17 protein-coding genes are annotated in these 16,466 nt (G+C 38.4%); 15 read left to right on the top strand and 2 right to left on the bottom strand.

Annotated elements, in window-relative coordinates; translation table 11 throughout:
* Positions 1-27: 27 nt before the first annotated feature.
* The 9 genes from MKZ30_RS11295 (at position 28) to ulaA (ending at position 9,407) form a co-directional block, all read left to right on the top strand.
* Positions 28-1,473: an alkaline phosphatase gene (locus MKZ30_RS11295; RefSeq protein ID WP_002419333.1), complete on the top strand. Its 1,446-nt coding sequence runs from the start codon at positions 28-30 to the stop codon at positions 1,471-1,473.
* A gap of 111 nt (positions 1,474-1,584) precedes the next feature.
* Positions 1,585-2,556, top strand: coding sequence for a dimethylarginine dimethylaminohydrolase family protein (locus MKZ30_RS11290; protein ID WP_002415864.1), 972 nt, complete (start codon positions 1,585-1,587; stop codon positions 2,554-2,556).
* A 426-nt stretch (positions 2,557-2,982) separates the two neighbouring features.
* Positions 2,983-3,675, top strand: a complete 693-nt coding sequence (locus MKZ30_RS11285) for a WxL domain-containing protein (RefSeq protein WP_002415866.1) — start codon at positions 2,983-2,985, stop codon at positions 3,673-3,675.
* An 87-nt stretch (positions 3,676-3,762) separates the two neighbouring features.
* A complete protein-coding gene (locus MKZ30_RS11280) occupies positions 3,763-4,896 on the top strand; it encodes a WxLIP family cell surface protein (RefSeq protein WP_033601103.1) in 1,134 nt (377 codons plus the stop codon).
* Positions 4,877-5,278 (top strand): EF2685/EF0750 family sortase-dependent surface protein, encoded by a 402-nt coding sequence (locus tag MKZ30_RS11275; RefSeq protein ID WP_002415868.1) that lies wholly within the window; start codon positions 4,877-4,879, stop codon positions 5,276-5,278. Before MKZ30_RS11280 ends, MKZ30_RS11275 begins: the two co-directional genes overlap by 20 nt.
* A 46-nt stretch (positions 5,279-5,324) precedes the next feature.
* Positions 5,325-5,549, top strand: a complete 225-nt coding sequence (locus MKZ30_RS11270; protein ID WP_002415869.1) for a hypothetical protein — start codon at positions 5,325-5,327, stop codon at positions 5,547-5,549.
* 165 nt (positions 5,550-5,714) lie between these two features.
* Entirely contained in the window at positions 5,715-7,724 is a 2,010-nt protein-coding gene (locus tag MKZ30_RS11265; protein WP_033601104.1) for a BglG family transcription antiterminator, read from the top strand.
* Between the two features lies 1 nt (position 7,725).
* Complete coding sequence (locus tag MKZ30_RS11260) at positions 7,726-8,025, top strand: PTS sugar transporter subunit IIB (protein WP_002355095.1); 300 nt, start codon at positions 7,726-7,728, stop codon at positions 8,023-8,025.
* Positions 8,026-8,039: 14 nt separating this feature from the next.
* On the top strand, positions 8,040-9,407 hold the full coding sequence (ulaA, locus tag MKZ30_RS11255) for a PTS ascorbate transporter subunit IIC (protein WP_002355097.1): 1,368 nt from the start codon (positions 8,040-8,042) through the stop codon (positions 9,405-9,407).
* A gap of 64 nt (positions 9,408-9,471) precedes the next feature.
* Here the strand turns inward: ulaA and MKZ30_RS11250 are convergent, their stop codons facing one another.
* Positions 9,472-10,446 carry an alpha/beta hydrolase gene (locus MKZ30_RS11250; RefSeq protein ID WP_033601105.1) on the bottom strand — a complete coding sequence of 325 codons (975 nt, stop codon included), beginning with the start codon at positions 10,444-10,446 and terminating at the stop codon, positions 9,472-9,474.
* A 211-nt stretch (positions 10,447-10,657) separates the two neighbouring features.
* Here MKZ30_RS11250 and rbsR point away from each other — a divergent pair, with 211 nt between their 5' ends.
* The 4 genes from rbsR (at position 10,658) to rbsU (ending at position 13,981) form a co-directional block, all read left to right on the top strand.
* Positions 10,658-11,653 (top strand): ribose utilization transcriptional repressor RbsR, encoded by a 996-nt coding sequence (gene rbsR, locus MKZ30_RS11245; protein ID WP_033601106.1) that lies wholly within the window; start codon positions 10,658-10,660, stop codon positions 11,651-11,653.
* A gap of 91 nt (positions 11,654-11,744) precedes the next feature.
* Positions 11,745-12,662 (top strand): ribokinase, encoded by a 918-nt coding sequence (rbsK, locus tag MKZ30_RS11240; protein ID WP_002381157.1) that lies wholly within the window; start codon positions 11,745-11,747, stop codon positions 12,660-12,662.
* Between the two features lie 15 nt (positions 12,663-12,677).
* Positions 12,678-13,073: a D-ribose pyranase gene (gene rbsD / locus MKZ30_RS11235; RefSeq protein ID WP_002355102.1), complete on the top strand. Its 396-nt coding sequence runs from the start codon at positions 12,678-12,680 to the stop codon at positions 13,071-13,073.
* 20 nt (positions 13,074-13,093) lie between these two features.
* Entirely contained in the window at positions 13,094-13,981 is an 888-nt protein-coding gene (gene rbsU / locus MKZ30_RS11230; RefSeq protein WP_016614484.1) for a ribose/proton symporter RbsU, read from the top strand.
* 19 nt (positions 13,982-14,000) lie between these two features.
* Here the strand turns inward: rbsU and MKZ30_RS11225 are convergent, their stop codons facing one another.
* Positions 14,001-14,885 (bottom strand): LysR family transcriptional regulator, encoded by an 885-nt coding sequence (locus MKZ30_RS11225; RefSeq protein ID WP_002365269.1) that lies wholly within the window; start codon positions 14,883-14,885, stop codon positions 14,001-14,003.
* Positions 14,886-14,992: 107 nt separating this feature from the next.
* On the opposite strand from MKZ30_RS11225, the gene MKZ30_RS11220 reads away from it, so the two are divergent.
* Together MKZ30_RS11220 and MKZ30_RS11215 are read left to right on the top strand one after the other, a co-directional pair.
* The gene (locus MKZ30_RS11220; protein WP_002355105.1) at positions 14,993-15,574 is read left to right on the top strand and encodes a DapH/DapD/GlmU-related protein; all 582 of its coding nucleotides are present in this window, start codon (positions 14,993-14,995) and stop codon (positions 15,572-15,574) included.
* Positions 15,574-16,311 (top strand): SDR family oxidoreductase, encoded by a 738-nt coding sequence (locus MKZ30_RS11215; protein WP_002359155.1) that lies wholly within the window; start codon positions 15,574-15,576, stop codon positions 16,309-16,311. Before MKZ30_RS11220 ends, MKZ30_RS11215 begins: the two co-directional genes overlap by 1 nt.
* The last annotated feature ends 155 nt before the right edge of the window (positions 16,312-16,466 follow it).

The following is a 16,466-nucleotide window of genomic DNA, read 5'->3' as shown; positions in this document are numbered from 1 at the left end:
TCAACTAAGACTTGTTATAGTCAATGTATGGGTAGATATGAAGGAGGAAACAAGGAAATGAAGAAAAGAGCTTTGCTAGGGGTTACCTTATTAACATTCACAACATTAGCGGGTTGTACAAATTTATCTGAACAGAAAAGCGGCGAAAAACAAACAGAGGTTGCTGAAGCGAAGGCAAGTGAATCCGAAAAAGCACCAGTAAAAAATGTTATTTTTATGATTGGAGATGGCATGGGGAATCCGTATACAACGGGCTATCGCTATTTCAAAGCCAATCACTCAGACAAGCGTGTTCCCCAAACAGCTTTTGATACCTATTTAGTCGGACAGCAAGCCACTTATCCAGAAGATGAAGAAGAGAATGTCACCGATTCAGCATCCGCAGCGACAGCGATGGCTGCCGGAGTAAAAACCTATAATAATGCTATAGCACTCGATAATGACAAGTCCAAAACAGAAACAGTGCTGGAACGTGCGAAAAAAGTGGGGAAATCAACGGGGCTTGTAGCAACATCTGAAATAACACATGCAACCCCTGCTGCATATGGCGCACATAATGTTTCACGCAAAAATATGGCAGAAATCGCCGATGACTATTTTGATGATCAAATCGACGGACAACACAAAGTCGATGTGTTACTTGGCGGCGGCTCCGAATTATTTGCGCGGAAAGATCGTGATTTAGTCAAAGAATTTTCCCAAGCGGGTTATGGTCATGTCACAGATAAAAAGTCGTTAAATGAGAACCAAGACGACAAAATTTTAGGCTTGTTTGCACCAGGCGGGCTACCTAAAATGATTGACCGAACGGAAGAAGTTCCTTCATTAGCTGATATGACAGAAGCGGCTCTTCAACGGTTAGATAAAAATGAAAAAGGCTTCTTTTTAATGGTTGAAGGTAGCCAAATTGATTGGGCCGGGCATAGCAATGATATTGTTGGCGCGATGAGCGAAATGCAAGACTTCGAAGCGGCGTTTGAAAAGGCCATCGATTTTGCCAAAAAAGATGGTGAAACATTGGTGGTTACAACTGCAGATCATTCTACTGGTGGTTTGTCTTTAGGTAAAGGCGATCAATACAATTGGTTGACGGAGCCTTTACATGCGGCAAAACGCACGCCTGATTTCATGGCAGAAGAAATTATTAAAAATGGTAATGTGGAAAAAACAGTGACTGAGTATATTGATTTTCAATTAAGTGAGGCTGAATTGAAAGCAGTGAAAACAGCGGCGGAGTCAAAAGATGTTGAAAAAATCGCTCAGGCATTAAGAAAGATTTTTGATGAACGTTCGAATACTGGTTGGACTACTGGCGGACACACGGGAGAAGATGTAAATGTCTATGCTTATGGCCCACAAGCAGAAGCTTTTTCAGGACAAATTGATAATACAGACCAAGCAAAGATTATTTTTGGCTTAGTAGATGGCACCGGGCAAAAAGCTGAGATTAAAGACAAAGGTATTGGCAAATAACAAAATAAAGAAAAAGCAGAACTTCTATACGTTCTGCTTTTTCTTCATTAAAGGCATAAAAATTTTATCTCTGTTATAATGAAGGTAACCAGATAAAAGTGAGGTCAAATAATGAAAAAAATGCATGTTGAAAGTGAATTTGCACCGTTGCGTTCAGTTGTTTTAGCACAATCGCAATTTTGTTTACCAGATAAATTTGATGAAGCGGATACGACTTTTTTAACAGAGGAAAATGCCCGTTTAACACAGAATAATGAAGGGCGTGATTTAGCAGACTTTGCACCAGAACAACAAGTTCGTTGGGAAAAAGAAAAAGAAGTCATGCAAGGAGTATTAGAATCTTATGGCGTAGAAGTATTTCGTCCGCGTTTATTGACAACCTATGAAAAAGAACATGGCAAGGAATTGGGTGTAGGATATAGTAACTTCTTTTCACGAGACCCTTTTTTTACAATTGGCAATCTCTTAATAGAAGGAAACTTAAGATTCCAACACCGTCGACAAGAAATTTTACCAATTCGTCCGATTATTCAGCAGTGGACACAAGAAGCAGAAGGCTATTATTTTGCTGCGCCACAACCTGACATTTCTGAAGGGGCTTTAAGTGAAGCAGGTCCCTTTATTGAAGGCGGCGATGTTTTAGTTTTAGGAAAAACAATTTTTGTGGGCTACTCCGGTTTGGCAAGTAACCTAGCGGGGATTCAGTGGTTGACCAATATGATTGGTCATTTTGGTTATGAGGTGGTGCCAGTTCGGTTACATCCACATATTCTCCACTTAGATTGTGCGTTAAGCTTGTTGAGAGATGGCTTGATGATTGTTTGTGAAGAAGCCTTTTTGGATGGTCTTCCTGCGCAATTAGCAAACTGGGAAAAAATTCACGTTACTTTGCAAGAAGCAGCGTATTTAGTGACAAATGGTCTACCACTTAATGAAGAAACGTATGTAACGGACCAATCGTTTACAACCTTAATTCCTCAAATAGAGGAAAAAGGTATCAAAGTTGAGGCAATTGATTACCATGTTTCTAGAATGTTAGGTGGTTCTTTCCGTTGTACAACGCAAGCTTTGATTAGAGAATAGTCAGCGAGTGATTATCAATTTTCGTAAGAAAAAATGTACGTTTTGTCTATGAAAACGATATAATTTTAGTTTTCACTAATTTTTTTAAAAATATCGAGGGAATTTTGATTTAATAAATGCGAGAAAACGTCAAAATGTTAGTGTTTGTTACTAATGTTTTGACGTTTTTTCGCTGTTTTTTTATAAAATCACCACTTTATATATGGAAAAAAACAATATCTTTTTTGAAAATTACGTTTTCAAAGACGCGAAAAGTCGTTGGAACCTTGCTGTTATAGTAAATTCATTTTTTTTGCATGAGGTGTTTAAAATTTGAAATCACAAGCAGGCTTTTTTTCGCTATACTTAATTTACGTTCTACCGAGATAAAAAAGTTTTTAACTTTTTTATTCATTAATCAACCAAGATAATAAAGGAGAGAGTAAAATGAAGAAAAAAACATTGGTAACTTTATTTGCAGGAACAGCTATTTTAGGAGCAAGCATCGCTCCTGCAGCAGCACATGCAACAACGACTGGTACAACACCAGCAAACGTAGAAATGACGAGTGGTTCATTACCACCTGATGGGACTGGAGATGGTGACGGAGATACACAAGATCCAGATCCTGCAAATCCGAATACTAACTTTGATTTGTTATATGTTCCAACAGAATTCAAATTTGCTGCGACAGAAGTTAGTTCTGATTTATCAGCGATTTCATTAGATGCAAAAGGAACCCAAACAAAACGTTATGCCGTTGGGGATGTTCGTGGAACACAAGCTGGTTGGTCGGTTACTGCAGGCGTTGCTGAAATGAAAAATGGTACTGCTACTTTAGAAGGTTCAATTACCTTTACACAAACAGGGGCTGTAGCTAAATACAATGAAACAGCAAAAACATACTCACGTGATGTGGCTGCCTTTGCAGCAGACCCAGGAAGCCCTGAATTTGCTGGAACAACTATTCCAGTAGGTGGAGCAGCTGTATCAATTGCTACAGCAGCAGTTGGTAAAGGTCAAGGTACATGGGATTCTGAATTATCAAATGTAAAATTAAACATTACAACACCTAGTTCACAAATTACAAATGGTGCGTATACAGGTAACGTAACTTGGACATTAGTGGCTGCGCCATAAACAGTTACTAACGAGAATACTGCATTACTAGAAAAGGAGCTGCGCAGTGGTGCACGGCTCCTTTTCGATACATAGGAGGAACAAATAATGAAGACAATGCGCTGGCTAATCGTCACAGTTTTTATTTGTGTGATGGCATTAAGCATCCCTTCTGCTGTACAAGCAGAAGAAGCGGATGACAACATGAATACAAAATTTACAGTTAAACCCAATATCCCAGAGAATCAAGCGAAAAATACGCAATCCTACTACGATCTCATTGTGAAACCAGGACAGAAACAAGAAGTAGAACTGTCATTAATTAATAAAACAAATGAAGAATTAACGATTGATTTAAATTTGGCAAATGCTACGACGAATGACAATGGTTTAATTGTGTACAATGATTTCGAGAAAAAACCAGATGCAAGTTTGAAAGTACCCTTGACAACATTGATCAAATTGCCTGAGGAACACGTGAAAGTTCCCGCTAAGAAAACCGTAGCAGCCAAAATGACTGTCGAAATTCCAGAAAATGGTTTTCAGGGATTAGTCTTAGGTGGTGTCTATGCTTCGCTTGCAGAAGATGAAAAGGAAGAAAAAGGAAAATCAACGGGGTTAACCAGTCGATATGGGTTTAACGTAGCGATTGCTTTACGAACGTCAGAAGATACACCAATGTATCTAGCAGAGACTCTTCAATTAGTTAAATTAGTTCCGACCATTGCTTTAGGAAATAAATCGGTCCAAGCGGTTATTCAGAATCCGACATCCGCTATTTTTCCTGAAGTACGTTTAGAAGGAAAAGTAACGAAAAAAGGCGAAACGAAAGAATATGCCAAACGGATTTTACCAAGTGTTCGTTTCGCACCGAATTCGACGATGAACTTCCATTTAGATTTCGGGAAAGAAGATCTTCGTCCAGGTACCTATATTTTTGAAGGAAAAGCGGTCTTGAAAGAAGATGAACAACAAGTGTGGCCGTTTAAGCAAGAATTTACCATCAGTAGTCAAGAAGCCAAGAAATTAAACAAAGAAGCAGTAGTGAAATTGGTCCTACCGACTTGGTGGAATCAAGTTTTTTATGGATTGTTAGCTGCAACAATTGTGAGTCTAATTCTAGCTATTTGGCGTTTTACACAACAGAAAGCAATACTAAAACAACAAGCCTATTTACAACAAGAAAAACAGGCAGCCTTGAAAAATAGACAAGGAGTGCGTGATGATGACAGCGAAAAGTAAAGGGTCACTTCTGGTGACATTAGGAATGCTTTTAATCATCGCCAACGCGAGTCTGACCGCTTCTTCTGAGAGCTTTGCAGAAGAAGCGGGACAAACGAATATCGGTGTGACGCTTTATGGAGGGAAGGCACCCCTAAAAACGGAAGGTGATACTAAGTCAACAGAACAACCAGTCACTAATAAAGATAAAAAAACGTCACAACAACAAGACAAAGTGAGTAGAAAAAACACTGCTAAGACGAATCCGACTATTGCACAGACGTCCTTACCAAGGACAGGTGAACGAAATAGCACATGGCTTTACAGCCTTGGTATTGCCTGTTTACTTGTAGCACTAATAAGTTTCTATTATTTGAATAAAAAAAGGAAAAAGGAAAAATAATGTGCTGTTTTTATAAACAGAGTCAATTGTAGAAGGAGGAATATAGATGGAGATTACGATGTGGATTTGGATTTGTGCTGGCTTGGCCGTCCTTTGTTTTGCTTTATTTTTACTGTTCTTAGTAAGTAGCATGAATTTTGTTCATCAAGCAAAGCCTAAGCAGTCTTTAGTAAAACAATCAATGTTTAGTTGGCTGCTTCTGGTGATGTGTGGTGGCTGGGTAGCAATAGCTATCTTGCTGAATATCGCATTACAAACACAATTAACATAAAGACAACCCGTTGTAAGTTTTTGAGAAACTTGCAACGGGTTTTTGTTAACTTTAAAATAAAGAACGGTACAATTTATCAAAAAAGTACAGTAGACATTTGTACCCAACTTAGATAGAAAATAAAGCGCTATCATTATATGATGATTACAGGAGGAGGACACAGCTGTGAATTATAAAATAAGTTATCTCCTTGACGAGTATGCAGGGCAAAAAATTGCGCTCTCTTTGGCTCAACAAATAACCGATCTTTCACAACGAGAATTAGTGACACAACTTTCGACAATAGGCGGAGAAGTTCAAAAGAATACCGTCAGCATTCCAAACCTTTCCGCAAATGAATGGGGAAAACAACTTTTTCAACAACGTCAAGTGATTTATAGCGAAACAGAAAGACAAGCACTCATTTTTTTACTCACTTATTCAGAAATCGAAGAACTATCGGTGTATCATTACCAAAATTTTTTAGACGTTTCGAAAGGCACTATTTTAGCGGACATCAAAAAAGTACGACACCAACTAGCAACTGAAAACATTGCTTTATCCTACGAACGAAAACGAGGGTTTTACCTAGAAGGAGATGAATTTCGGATTCGTCGTTTCGGGAAAAATTGGCTTGCCCGCCTCTTACAACAAAAGTCGGGCACCTTCGCTTTATTTTGCTGGCTCAGTCAGCATCAAATGAGCCAATACGCAAAAATGCGTGACGGCATTCAATTAGCCGTCCAGGAAGCACAGCTTCAACTGGTACCCAGCAGATTGGATGAAATTAGTTACTTTCTTGCTTTTTCTCAAAAAAGATTAGGCAAATATGAAACAGTCGTCTGGCCTGAGAACCAGTTAATTCAGTCCTTACGCGCTTATCCCGTCAGTTGTCGTATTTTAAGTGATTTAGTTGGGCCAGTAGCGAGTGTAGAAACTGAGAGTCTTTTTTTAACGATTTGTTTAATGACAGCCTTGCAAGGAGAATTGCGAGATACGAAGTTAGAGTTTTTATTAGATATTTCTGGTGAAATTATTCGGAAAATGGAATTATTGGCCGTCGTTCAATTTGAACAGCCTCGTGAATTGCTCATGAATGTGTATTATCATCTGGTTCCTGCTTATTTTCGGATTAACTATGGCTTTTACTTACCGAATGTTTTAATCAAGGATATTCGACAATCGTATCGGTCGCTTTATCATCTTTGTGAACAAGCGTTAGCTCCTTTAGAAAAATTAACGAAACGTTCAATCCCGTCAGAGGAAATTGGTTTTTTTACCATATTATTTGGTGGAGAAATTTTCGGCCAAAAAAATGAGCAGCGGCAAGAAAAGCTAAAAGCGCTAATTGTTTGTCCCAGTGGTATCAGTTCTTCGTTGATTTTGCAATCGGAATTGCGTCGGCTATTTCCAATAATTGAATTTAAAGAAACAAATGCGGTGAGGGAAATAGAGAATGTGTCTGAAAAAAGCTATGACATCATTTTCTCAACGGTCCCTATTGAAACAGCCAAAAAGGTTTATCTTACCAAGCCCATTATGAGCTCTTTGGAGAAAAATCAATTGATGCACCAAGTTCAATCAGATTGGCTATTGCCAGGTATTTCCATGCCAGATGTTAAAGATATTTTAGATGCGTTAAAACCTTACATTTCCTTAAAAAAAGGAGTCACAGAAGCGCAGTTATATCGTGTCTTGCATCGTAAAATGAACAAAATTTTAGAAAAAGAGGAGGATCTGCGTCCAATGTTATCGGAATTATTAACAACAGAAACAGTCCAAGTCCAGCCTGAAGTTGCAGACTGGCGAGCGGGAATTACAGAAGCTGCCAAGCCGTTATTAAAAAATGGCAGTATTACGGAAAAGTACATTGATGCAATGATTCAAAAAGTCGAATCGTTTGGGCCATTTATCCATATCTGTCCAGACGTAGCATTGCCTCATGCGCGACCAGAAGATGGCGTTAATCAGTTAGGCATGTCATTACTAAAAATCCAAAAAAGTGTCGATTTATTGGAAGATCCTAAGCATGAAATTCACCTTTTTATTTGTTTAGCTGCTTCAGATAACGAAACACATTTACGGGCCTTATCTAGTCTGACAAAAATTCTATCAAAAAAAGAATCATTACATCGCTTAGTGGCGGCTGAAACCGTCCCAGAAATATTATCAATTATCCAAGAAGGAGAGAAATAAGATGAAGATTTTTACAGTTTGTCAAAGTGGTTTAGGAACAAGTTTTATGGTGCAAATGAATATCCAACAAATTTTAGAGGAAGTCGGTGTTGATACAGATAATTTTCAAATTGATCACACAGATGTCGGGAGTGCCAGTGGTGATATGGCTGATTACTTCTTTGTCGAAAAAACATTGCAAGATGCTTTAGGGTCAATTCCTGATGAAAAAATCATTCCTTTAAATGCGATTATTGATTACGATGAAACGAAGGAGAAAGTCTTGAAAGTTTTAGATGACAATGGCATTGCACATCAATAAGAAGGAGGAAAAACATGGAAACTTTATTGAATTTATTTGTTTCAATTGTTAGTCAGCCAGCGATTCTGGTTTCATTAATTGCTTTGTTGGGATTAGTTTTACAGAAAAAGAAATTTTCTGATGTTGTTCAAGGAACGTTGAAAACATTCGTCGGCTTCTTAGTTTTAATTGGTGGCGCAGGGCTATTGGCGAACTCATTAACGCCCTTTGCGGAGATGTTCCAAACCGCATTAAATACACAAGGCGTGGTGCCTAGTAATGAAGCGGTTGTAGCGATTGCCTTGCAACAATATGGGACACCAACTGCTCTGATTATGTTGGTGGGCATGGTTGTTAATATTCTGTTGGCGCGTTTTACACGTTTTAAATATATCTTTTTGACAGGTCAAGCGATGATGTACGTTTCGTGTTTGACAGCCGTTATTTTAGTTGGGGCCGGTTTTAGCGTTAGTTTGCCAATGATTCTTTTAGGTGGTTTATTTGAAGGAACTTTATTAACAGTGACACCTGCTCTTTGTCAGCCCTTTATGAAACAAATTACTGGAAATGATAAAGTAGCAATGGGGCATACAGGGAATATTGGTTATGCTGCAAGTGGCTTTATTGGAAAAGTCTTTGGGAATAAAGAAAAGTCAACGGAAGATATTAAAATTCCTAAAAGTTTTGGTTTTTTAAGAGACTCAACCATCTCAATTATGATTTTGATGTCGATTGTCTATGTGATTTTGGCTTTGCTGGCTGGGACAGGCTATGTCGAGCATGAGTTAAGCAATGGCGAAAATGCGATTATCTTTTCATTAATTCAAGCAGGAACCTTTACGGCTGGTTTCGTAGTGGTTTTACAAGGTGTGCGGATGGTTTTAGGAGAAATTGTACCAGCTTTCCAAGGAATTGCTAAAAAATTAGTGCCTAATTCTAAACCAGCACTTGATGTTCCAATTATCTTTCCTTATGCGCCAAATGCTGTCTTGATTGGGTTCTTTGTGAGCTTTATTGTGGGAACTATTTCAATGTTAGCGATGGTTGGTCTGAATACCACCGTGATTATACCAGGCGTTGTTGGGCACTTTTTCTGTGGTGCCGCGGCAGGCGTTTTTGGAAATTCCACAGGGGGACGTCGGGGAGCGATTTTAGGGGCTGCGTTTAATGGCTTATTAATTAGTTGGTTACCGTTATTTATTTTACCAGTCTTGGGTGATCTACAGTTAGCATCCTCAACGTTTGCGGATACAGATTATTTAATCCCAGGCCTATTTTTAGGTAAATTAGGTGAGGCAGGTCCGAGTCTTTTAGTAGGAGGAATCATTGCTTTTGTAGTGGTTGTTCTTTTGGCTAGCGCTGTTTTGACTATGCGGGAGAAAAAAGTCGCCGAAGAAAACTAAGTGTTTTGTTCTAAAAAAAGGCAAGTGGGACAGAAGTCGTTTTGACTTCTGTCCCATTTGCCTTTTACCATTGTTCTTGGATAAACTGTGCAATTTGTTTCCGCACTTGTCGTCCTTCGGGCAAGTATTGTTTCATTGCGAAAACGTGTTGCATGCCAGGCACCAATCGGCAAGTATCTTGTGGTCGTGGCCCTAATTGTTTTAAAAATTGGTGATAGGAAGGACAAAAAACTTCATGTGTGCCGCCCACGAAAAAAAGTGGCGGAAATTTTTGATAATCAAAGGACAAGCAATTTAAAGAAAGCGTGGAGTGATTAGCCGTGTCATCAATCTCTTGGGCAATTAATTGTAAATAGTTCATGCCAATCATTTTGTCCTTTTTTTGATAACTTTTGGCAACAGGAATGTCTAAATGTCCATCTAACCAAGGAGAAATTAAAACAGCAGCTTTGGGTAAGCGTTCAGGGAAATCGATGGCTAAATTCTGCAATACGTTTAAAACCAATGTGCCACCAGCAGAATCACCTAATAAAATAACGTCTTCGGGATCATAATGCTGTAAAATTTCTTGATAAGCAGCATAGCAATGATCATAAATATCAGCAAAAGACTTATTTGGTGCTAATGGATATACAGGGATAAAATAATCTGTTGCAAAAGAGAGATCTTCAATTAGTTTATAACTAAAGTCTAATTGGCTATAGGCTAGATTCAATGTAAAGCCCCCACCATGCAGGTACAGTACAGCTTTCTTGGTAGGTGCAATAACGGAGTTTGACATGCGATACATCGTAGGAAATTGAGTCATTTCTTGAAGAGGAAAAAGATGACGTAAATGTTTTGGCAAAGTCACTTGTTCATTTAATGATCGTTGCCAATGATAAAAAGCCTTGGTGACTTTCGGATTTCGTTCAAGTCGAGCAATTTGGGAAAGACGTAAAGAATCTTCAAAAAGACAGGCTTTTAAGGATTTTTGACGAGAACGTGCGTGAAATAAATATGCGCTAGCTAACAACAAACCAATCGATTTCTTTTTCAATTAAGGCCCTCCATTCAGCAAAAAGTAAATCATTTTTTCTACAGTATAACATTTTAAAAGTAGAACAACGAAATTTGTTGAAGGGATGAAAGGACGGTTTAAACGAATGTACGTATTTATTTGTGGTTGCGTAAAGTAAATGATTGTAGTAAATTAAATGAGATTAAGAGGTCCGGTGAATGGGCGCGTTCACGGCAAGGAGAGAAGTAGGATGACAAATAAAAAGGTTACAATTAAAGATGTTGCCAATGACTCAGGTGTCTCCATTACTACCGTTTCACAAATTTTAAACGGGAATGGGGCACGGTTTAGTGGGAAAACGGTCGAAAAAGTATTGGCTGCAAAAGAGCGATTAAACTATCAGCCCGACTATTTTGCGCAACGTATGGTGATGAAAAAAAGTAAGACGATTGGCGTAATCGTACCTGATATTACCAACCCATTTTTCGCGCAATTGATTCGAGGAATTGAAAGTGTTTTATACAAAGAAAATTTTATACTGATGTTATGCAATGCGGACCAAGATGTTACAAGAGAACATGAATATTTAACAGAGTTGATTCGTCGTAGTGTCGATGGCTTTGTGATTGCAAGTTCTGAAATTTCCAATCAAACGATTAATGAAACGCTACGTGCGAAAAAGATTCCGTTTATTGTACTTGACCAAAAAAAAGCAGAAGGCTTTAGCGATGCTGTTTTGACAGACGATTATAGAGGTGGGCAACTAGCAGCAAAGCATTTACAAGAGCAACGACATAAACAGGTCGTCGTGGTAATGCCACCACATGCGCCAGTCAATATTCAGCAACGTTTAAAAGGTTTTTGTTCTGTTTATACGGAAAAGGTCCAGTTGATCGAAACAGAATTATCAAAAACCGGCGGCTACCAAGCTGTTCCCGAAATTTTAAAAACAGAGAGCACCGGAATTTTTGCTATCAATGATGAAATTGCTTTTGGTTTATATCGAGGATTAGCAGAAGCGGGCAAAAAAATTCCTGAGGATTATAGTATTATTGGTTATGACAATGTTGATATGTGCGAGTATGTTTCGCCGCCGCTAACAACAATTGCTCAACCTGTTTTTCAATTGGGGAAAACTACGGCGACTTTATTATTGGAAAGAATCCATCAGCCTGCAAAAGATTGGGAGGAGCAAACCTTGCCTGTCCAACTGATTGAACGATTTTCGACAGCACCCTTGAAATAGCTTTCAAGGTGTGCTATATTTTTGTTGTGGAATTAAAACGTTTTACTAAAACGTTTTAATTAGAATGAAAAAATAAATTTTATTGAGGTGGATGAAAATGAACGCGGTTACAATTATCGGAAGTATCAATTTAGACACAACATTAAGAGTCAAAGAAATGCCAAAACCAGGCGAAACAATTCACGCCATTGAACATTTTACAGCGGGTGGTGGTAAAGGAGCAAACCAAGCAGTCGCAGCGAAACGTTCAGGCGCAGAAACATATTTTATTGGTGCTGTGGGAAATGATGGCGCTGGAGCTATGATGACTGATTTAATGAGTCAAGATGAAATTAATTTAACTGGGGTCACCACTTTAGAGAAAACAGCTACTGGCCAAGCCTTTATTATGGTAGATAACGCTGGTGAAAATAGCATTATGATTTACGCAGGAGCCAATAACGCCTTTACGCCAAAACAAGTACAGGAACATCAAGAAATTATTGAAAAAAGTGATTTTGTGATTGCCCAATTTGAAAGTGCGATTGATAGTACGATTGCAGCGTTTAAAATTGCTAAAAAAGCAGGCGTCAAAACGATTTTAAATCCCGCACCTGCGTTAGAACAAGTTCCTGAAGAATTACTAAACGTGACAGATATGATTGTACCAAATGAAACAGAAACCGAAATTTTAACAGGCATTAAAATCACAGATGAAGCTAGTATGCGTAAAGCCGCAGAAGCACTTCATCAATTAGGGATTGAAGCAGTAATTATTACAGTAGGTAGTAAAGGCGCCTTTTATGACGTTAATGGACGAAGTGGTATTGTGCCTGCTTTTAAAGTGAAAGCGGTTGATACAACGGCTGCTGGCGATACTTTTATTGGCGCATTAAGTAGTATATTAGAGAAAGACTTTAGCAATTTGGAAGAAGCTATTCGTTATGGAAACAAGGCGTCCTCGTTGACTGTTCAACGTTTTGGAGCCCAACCTTCGATTCCTTATCAACACGAATTGGCAGACAAATAAAAAGGAGCGAGCGACATGAAAAAAACAAAAGTTATTAATTCAGATATTTCCCGCGTCATCGCACAAATGGGTCATTTTGATAAATTAAGTATTGGTGATGCAGGCATGCCTGTGCCTCGGACTACAGAAAAAATTGATTTAGCTGTTACTAATGGTGTCCCTAGTTTTATGGAAGTTTTAAACAATGTTCTTGAGGAATTGGCAGTTCAACGAATTTATTTAGCAGAAGAAATTAAAACAGAAAATCCTGATATGTTGACAGCAATTAAAACTCGTTTACCAGAAACTCCCATCAGTTTTATTCCTCATACAGAAATGAAACAAGAATTAAACAACTGCCATGCATTTATTCGGACAGGGGAAATGACCCCTTACGCAAATATTTTATTAGAAAGTAACGTTGTCTTTTAAACGAGAGAGGGGAAATAGAGATGAATGCGACTGCATTATTAATCGGTTTAGGACCGCTTCTAGGTTGGGGGCTTTTCCCAACAATCGCTTCCAAAATTGGTGGTCGTCCAGTGAATCAAATTCTCGGGACCAGTTTAGGAACATTAATTTTTGCGGCTATTTTTTCAATGATTAATGGTTTAGCTTTTCCAACGGGCATGGATTTATTCTTTTCAATTTTATCTGGTGTCGGTTGGGCCTGTGCGCAAATCATTACATTTAAATGCTTCACGATGATTGGGTCATCACGTGCTATGCCAGTAACGACCGCGTTCCAACTTTTAGGTGCTTCTCTCTGGGGTGTCTTTTTCTTAGGAAACTGGCCAGGTGCGACAGCCAAATTGTTAGGCGCATTTGCCTTAGTGTTAATCATGATTGGTGCCAAAATGACGGTCTGGTCGGAAACGGAGTCCGCTGAGAGTGCTGGGATTATGAAAAAAGCAGTTCTTCTATTAGCCGTTGGTGAAATCGGCTATTGGGCGTACTCTGCAGCACCCCAAGCGACGGCAATTGATGGCATGCATGCCTTTTTACCACAAGCAATAGGCATGGTAATTGTCGCAGTTATTTATTCAGCAGTTGTCACTATTAAGGGTGGGGAAACATCGCCATTTATAGAAACTGTTTCTTACAAACAAATTTTTTCAGGCTTTTTCTTCGCCTTTGCAGCGTTAACTTATTTAATTTCAGCGCAGCCAGATATGAACGGCTTGGCAACGGGCTTTATTCTATCCCAAACATCAGTTGTGCTTGCAACGTTGACAGGTATTTGGTTCTTAGGTCAAAAGAAAACAGCCAAGGAAATGACCGTAACGATTATCGGCTTAGTTTTGATTTTGGCAGCAGCTACGATCACAGTGATGATTTAAAAAAGTATTCAACGACCTATTATTCAGGGCGTTGAATACTTTTTTTTATTTGTTCTAAAAATAATGCAGCAGCTGTGGAAAGAACCGTATTTTTGCGCCAAATTAAACTAATTTTGGCTGTTAAAGCAGGATATAGCGGGATAAAACGTAAATTTGTTTGCTTTGTTTCTAGAATACCATCAATGCTTAGGGCGCTACCTAGCCCAGCTTCTACCATCAGTGAAGCGTTGTAAAGTAAGTTGTAGGTCCCAACGATTCGGAACTGATCTAGACTTGCTTCGAGCCAATCAGAGAGTTGGCTCGGAACTTGTGCTTGTCGAGAAATAAATAAAGGTTCTTCTTTTAAATCGGCTGCAGTAATAACATTTTTAGTGGCTAAGGGATGGTCCTTTACAGTAATTAAGCCCCATGTATCTACAATTGGTAATGTTAAATAGCTATATTTTTGTTTAGGTGCAGGCTCAATAATTAAACCAAAATCTAATAATCCTTTGTCTAGCCGTTCTATTACATCATCTGCATTCCCACTGTATAAATGAAGGTGAATATCAGCTGAGTGCTGGCTTGTTATTTGTTGTAGTGCATTCGCTAAAAAAGACATAGCTTTTGTTTCGCCGCCACCAATCGTGATTTCGCCATTAATGAATTCATTTTGCGACAAGTTGGTGACTGTTTTATTCGCTAAGCTTAAAATATCTTGCCCTTGTTTAGCTAAATATTCTCCTTCAGGTGTTAGTTGTATTTGTCGATTTCCTCGTATAAATAATGTCACGCCTAATTCTTCCTCTAATTCTTTTAATTGCTTAGATAATGTTGGTTGTGATACATGCAATTGTTTGGCTGCGCCACTAATCGTTTTTTCTTGGACCACTGCTAAGAAATAGTGAATCACTCGTAATTCCATTACTTTCCCTCCTATAACTAAAACGCATACTTATCTATTTATTATAAGTATTAGACAGAGGAGTTGTCACGTATTACGATAAATTTAGCAAAAGGAGGCGATTAGGAATGCTTACAAAAAATCTCCAAGAACTAATTGCAACAGGTAGCATTGATAAAGATGAACCACTATTTCAACTTATTCATCAGATTCAAGAGGAAAATAGTCGCTATTTAATAGAATTAAATCAACAAGCCTACACACATAATGAAGTAAGGAATCTTCTTGCCACGATTATCCAAGACAAAATTGACGAAACCGTTACGATTTTATTGCCTTTTTATACAGATTTTGGACGCAATATACATTTTGGTAAAAATATTTTTATTAATCGGGCAGCTATGTTTGTTGATTTAGGGGGCATTATAATTGAAGACAATGTTTTAATTGGGCCGCGCGTTAATCTCTTAAGTGTCAATCATCCGGAACTGCCAATGAAACGGCGAGGTGTATTGCTAGCACCAATTACCATTAAAAAATTTGCGTGGTTAGGCGCGGGTGTCACTGTTTTACCAGGTATTACGATTGGTGAAAATGCTATCGTAGCAGCTAATGCGACTGTAACTAAAGATGTGCCAGCTAACGCTATTGTTGCAGGAACACCAGCTAAAATTATTCGTTGGATTCAGGAAGATAAGGAGGAAATATAATGAAATCATTATCAGAAAAAGTTATTGTTATCATGGGCGCTTCCAGTGGCATCGGTGAGGCAACAGCCCGTTTACTTGCCAGAAAAGGAGCGAAGTTAGTCATTGCAGCACGTCGACAAGAACGTTTAATTGCTATAAAAAAAGAACTTCCTGAAGCAACGATTCTCGTGCAACAAGCAGATGTAACGAAAGAAGAGGAAGTTCAGCGTGTAATCAAGCTTACAATGGAAAAATATGGACGAATTGATGTTCTTTTTAACAATGCAGGAGTTATGCCAACGGCGCCTCTTATTGAAGCACCAAAAGGAGAATGGCGTCAAATGCTAGATATTAATATTATGGGTGTTTTAAATGGCATTGCGGCAGTTCTTCCAATTATGGTTGAACAAAAATCAGGGCAGATTATTGCTACTGATTCTGTGGCAGGACATGTCGTTTATCCAGATTCGGCTGTCTACTGTGGAACAAAGTTTGCTGTTCGAGCAATTATGGAAGGATTGCGACAAGAACAAAGAGAGAATAACATTAAATCAACGATTATTTCACCAGGTGCTGTACAAACAGAACTTTATCAAACAATTTCTAATCGAGTAGTAGCTGAAACGTTACATCTAGAACAGTTAAGTTGGGGCTTAAAGGCGGAAGACATTGCGCAAGCAGTGGTCTTTGCCATAGACACGCCAGATCGTATGTCAATCAGTGAAATGGTTGTTCGCCCGACCACACAAACGATTTAATTTAAAAAGTATTCCTAGAAAGGAATACTTTTTTTAATCGTGATTGTTCGTTTTTTACAGAATTTAGAATTTGATATTTACTTATTTGTTGGTTTATTATATGATTAAACACGTTGTTTCATTAATAAATTGAATATTTTACGAACATTGTAAAA

The organism is Enterococcus sp. LX10, assembly GCF_023539285.1.
Lineage (GTDB): Bacteria > Bacillota > Bacilli > Lactobacillales > Enterococcaceae > Enterococcus > Enterococcus faecalis.
Note: the sequence above shows the minus strand (reverse complement) of the source record. Positions and strands in the feature narration are given on the sequence as shown.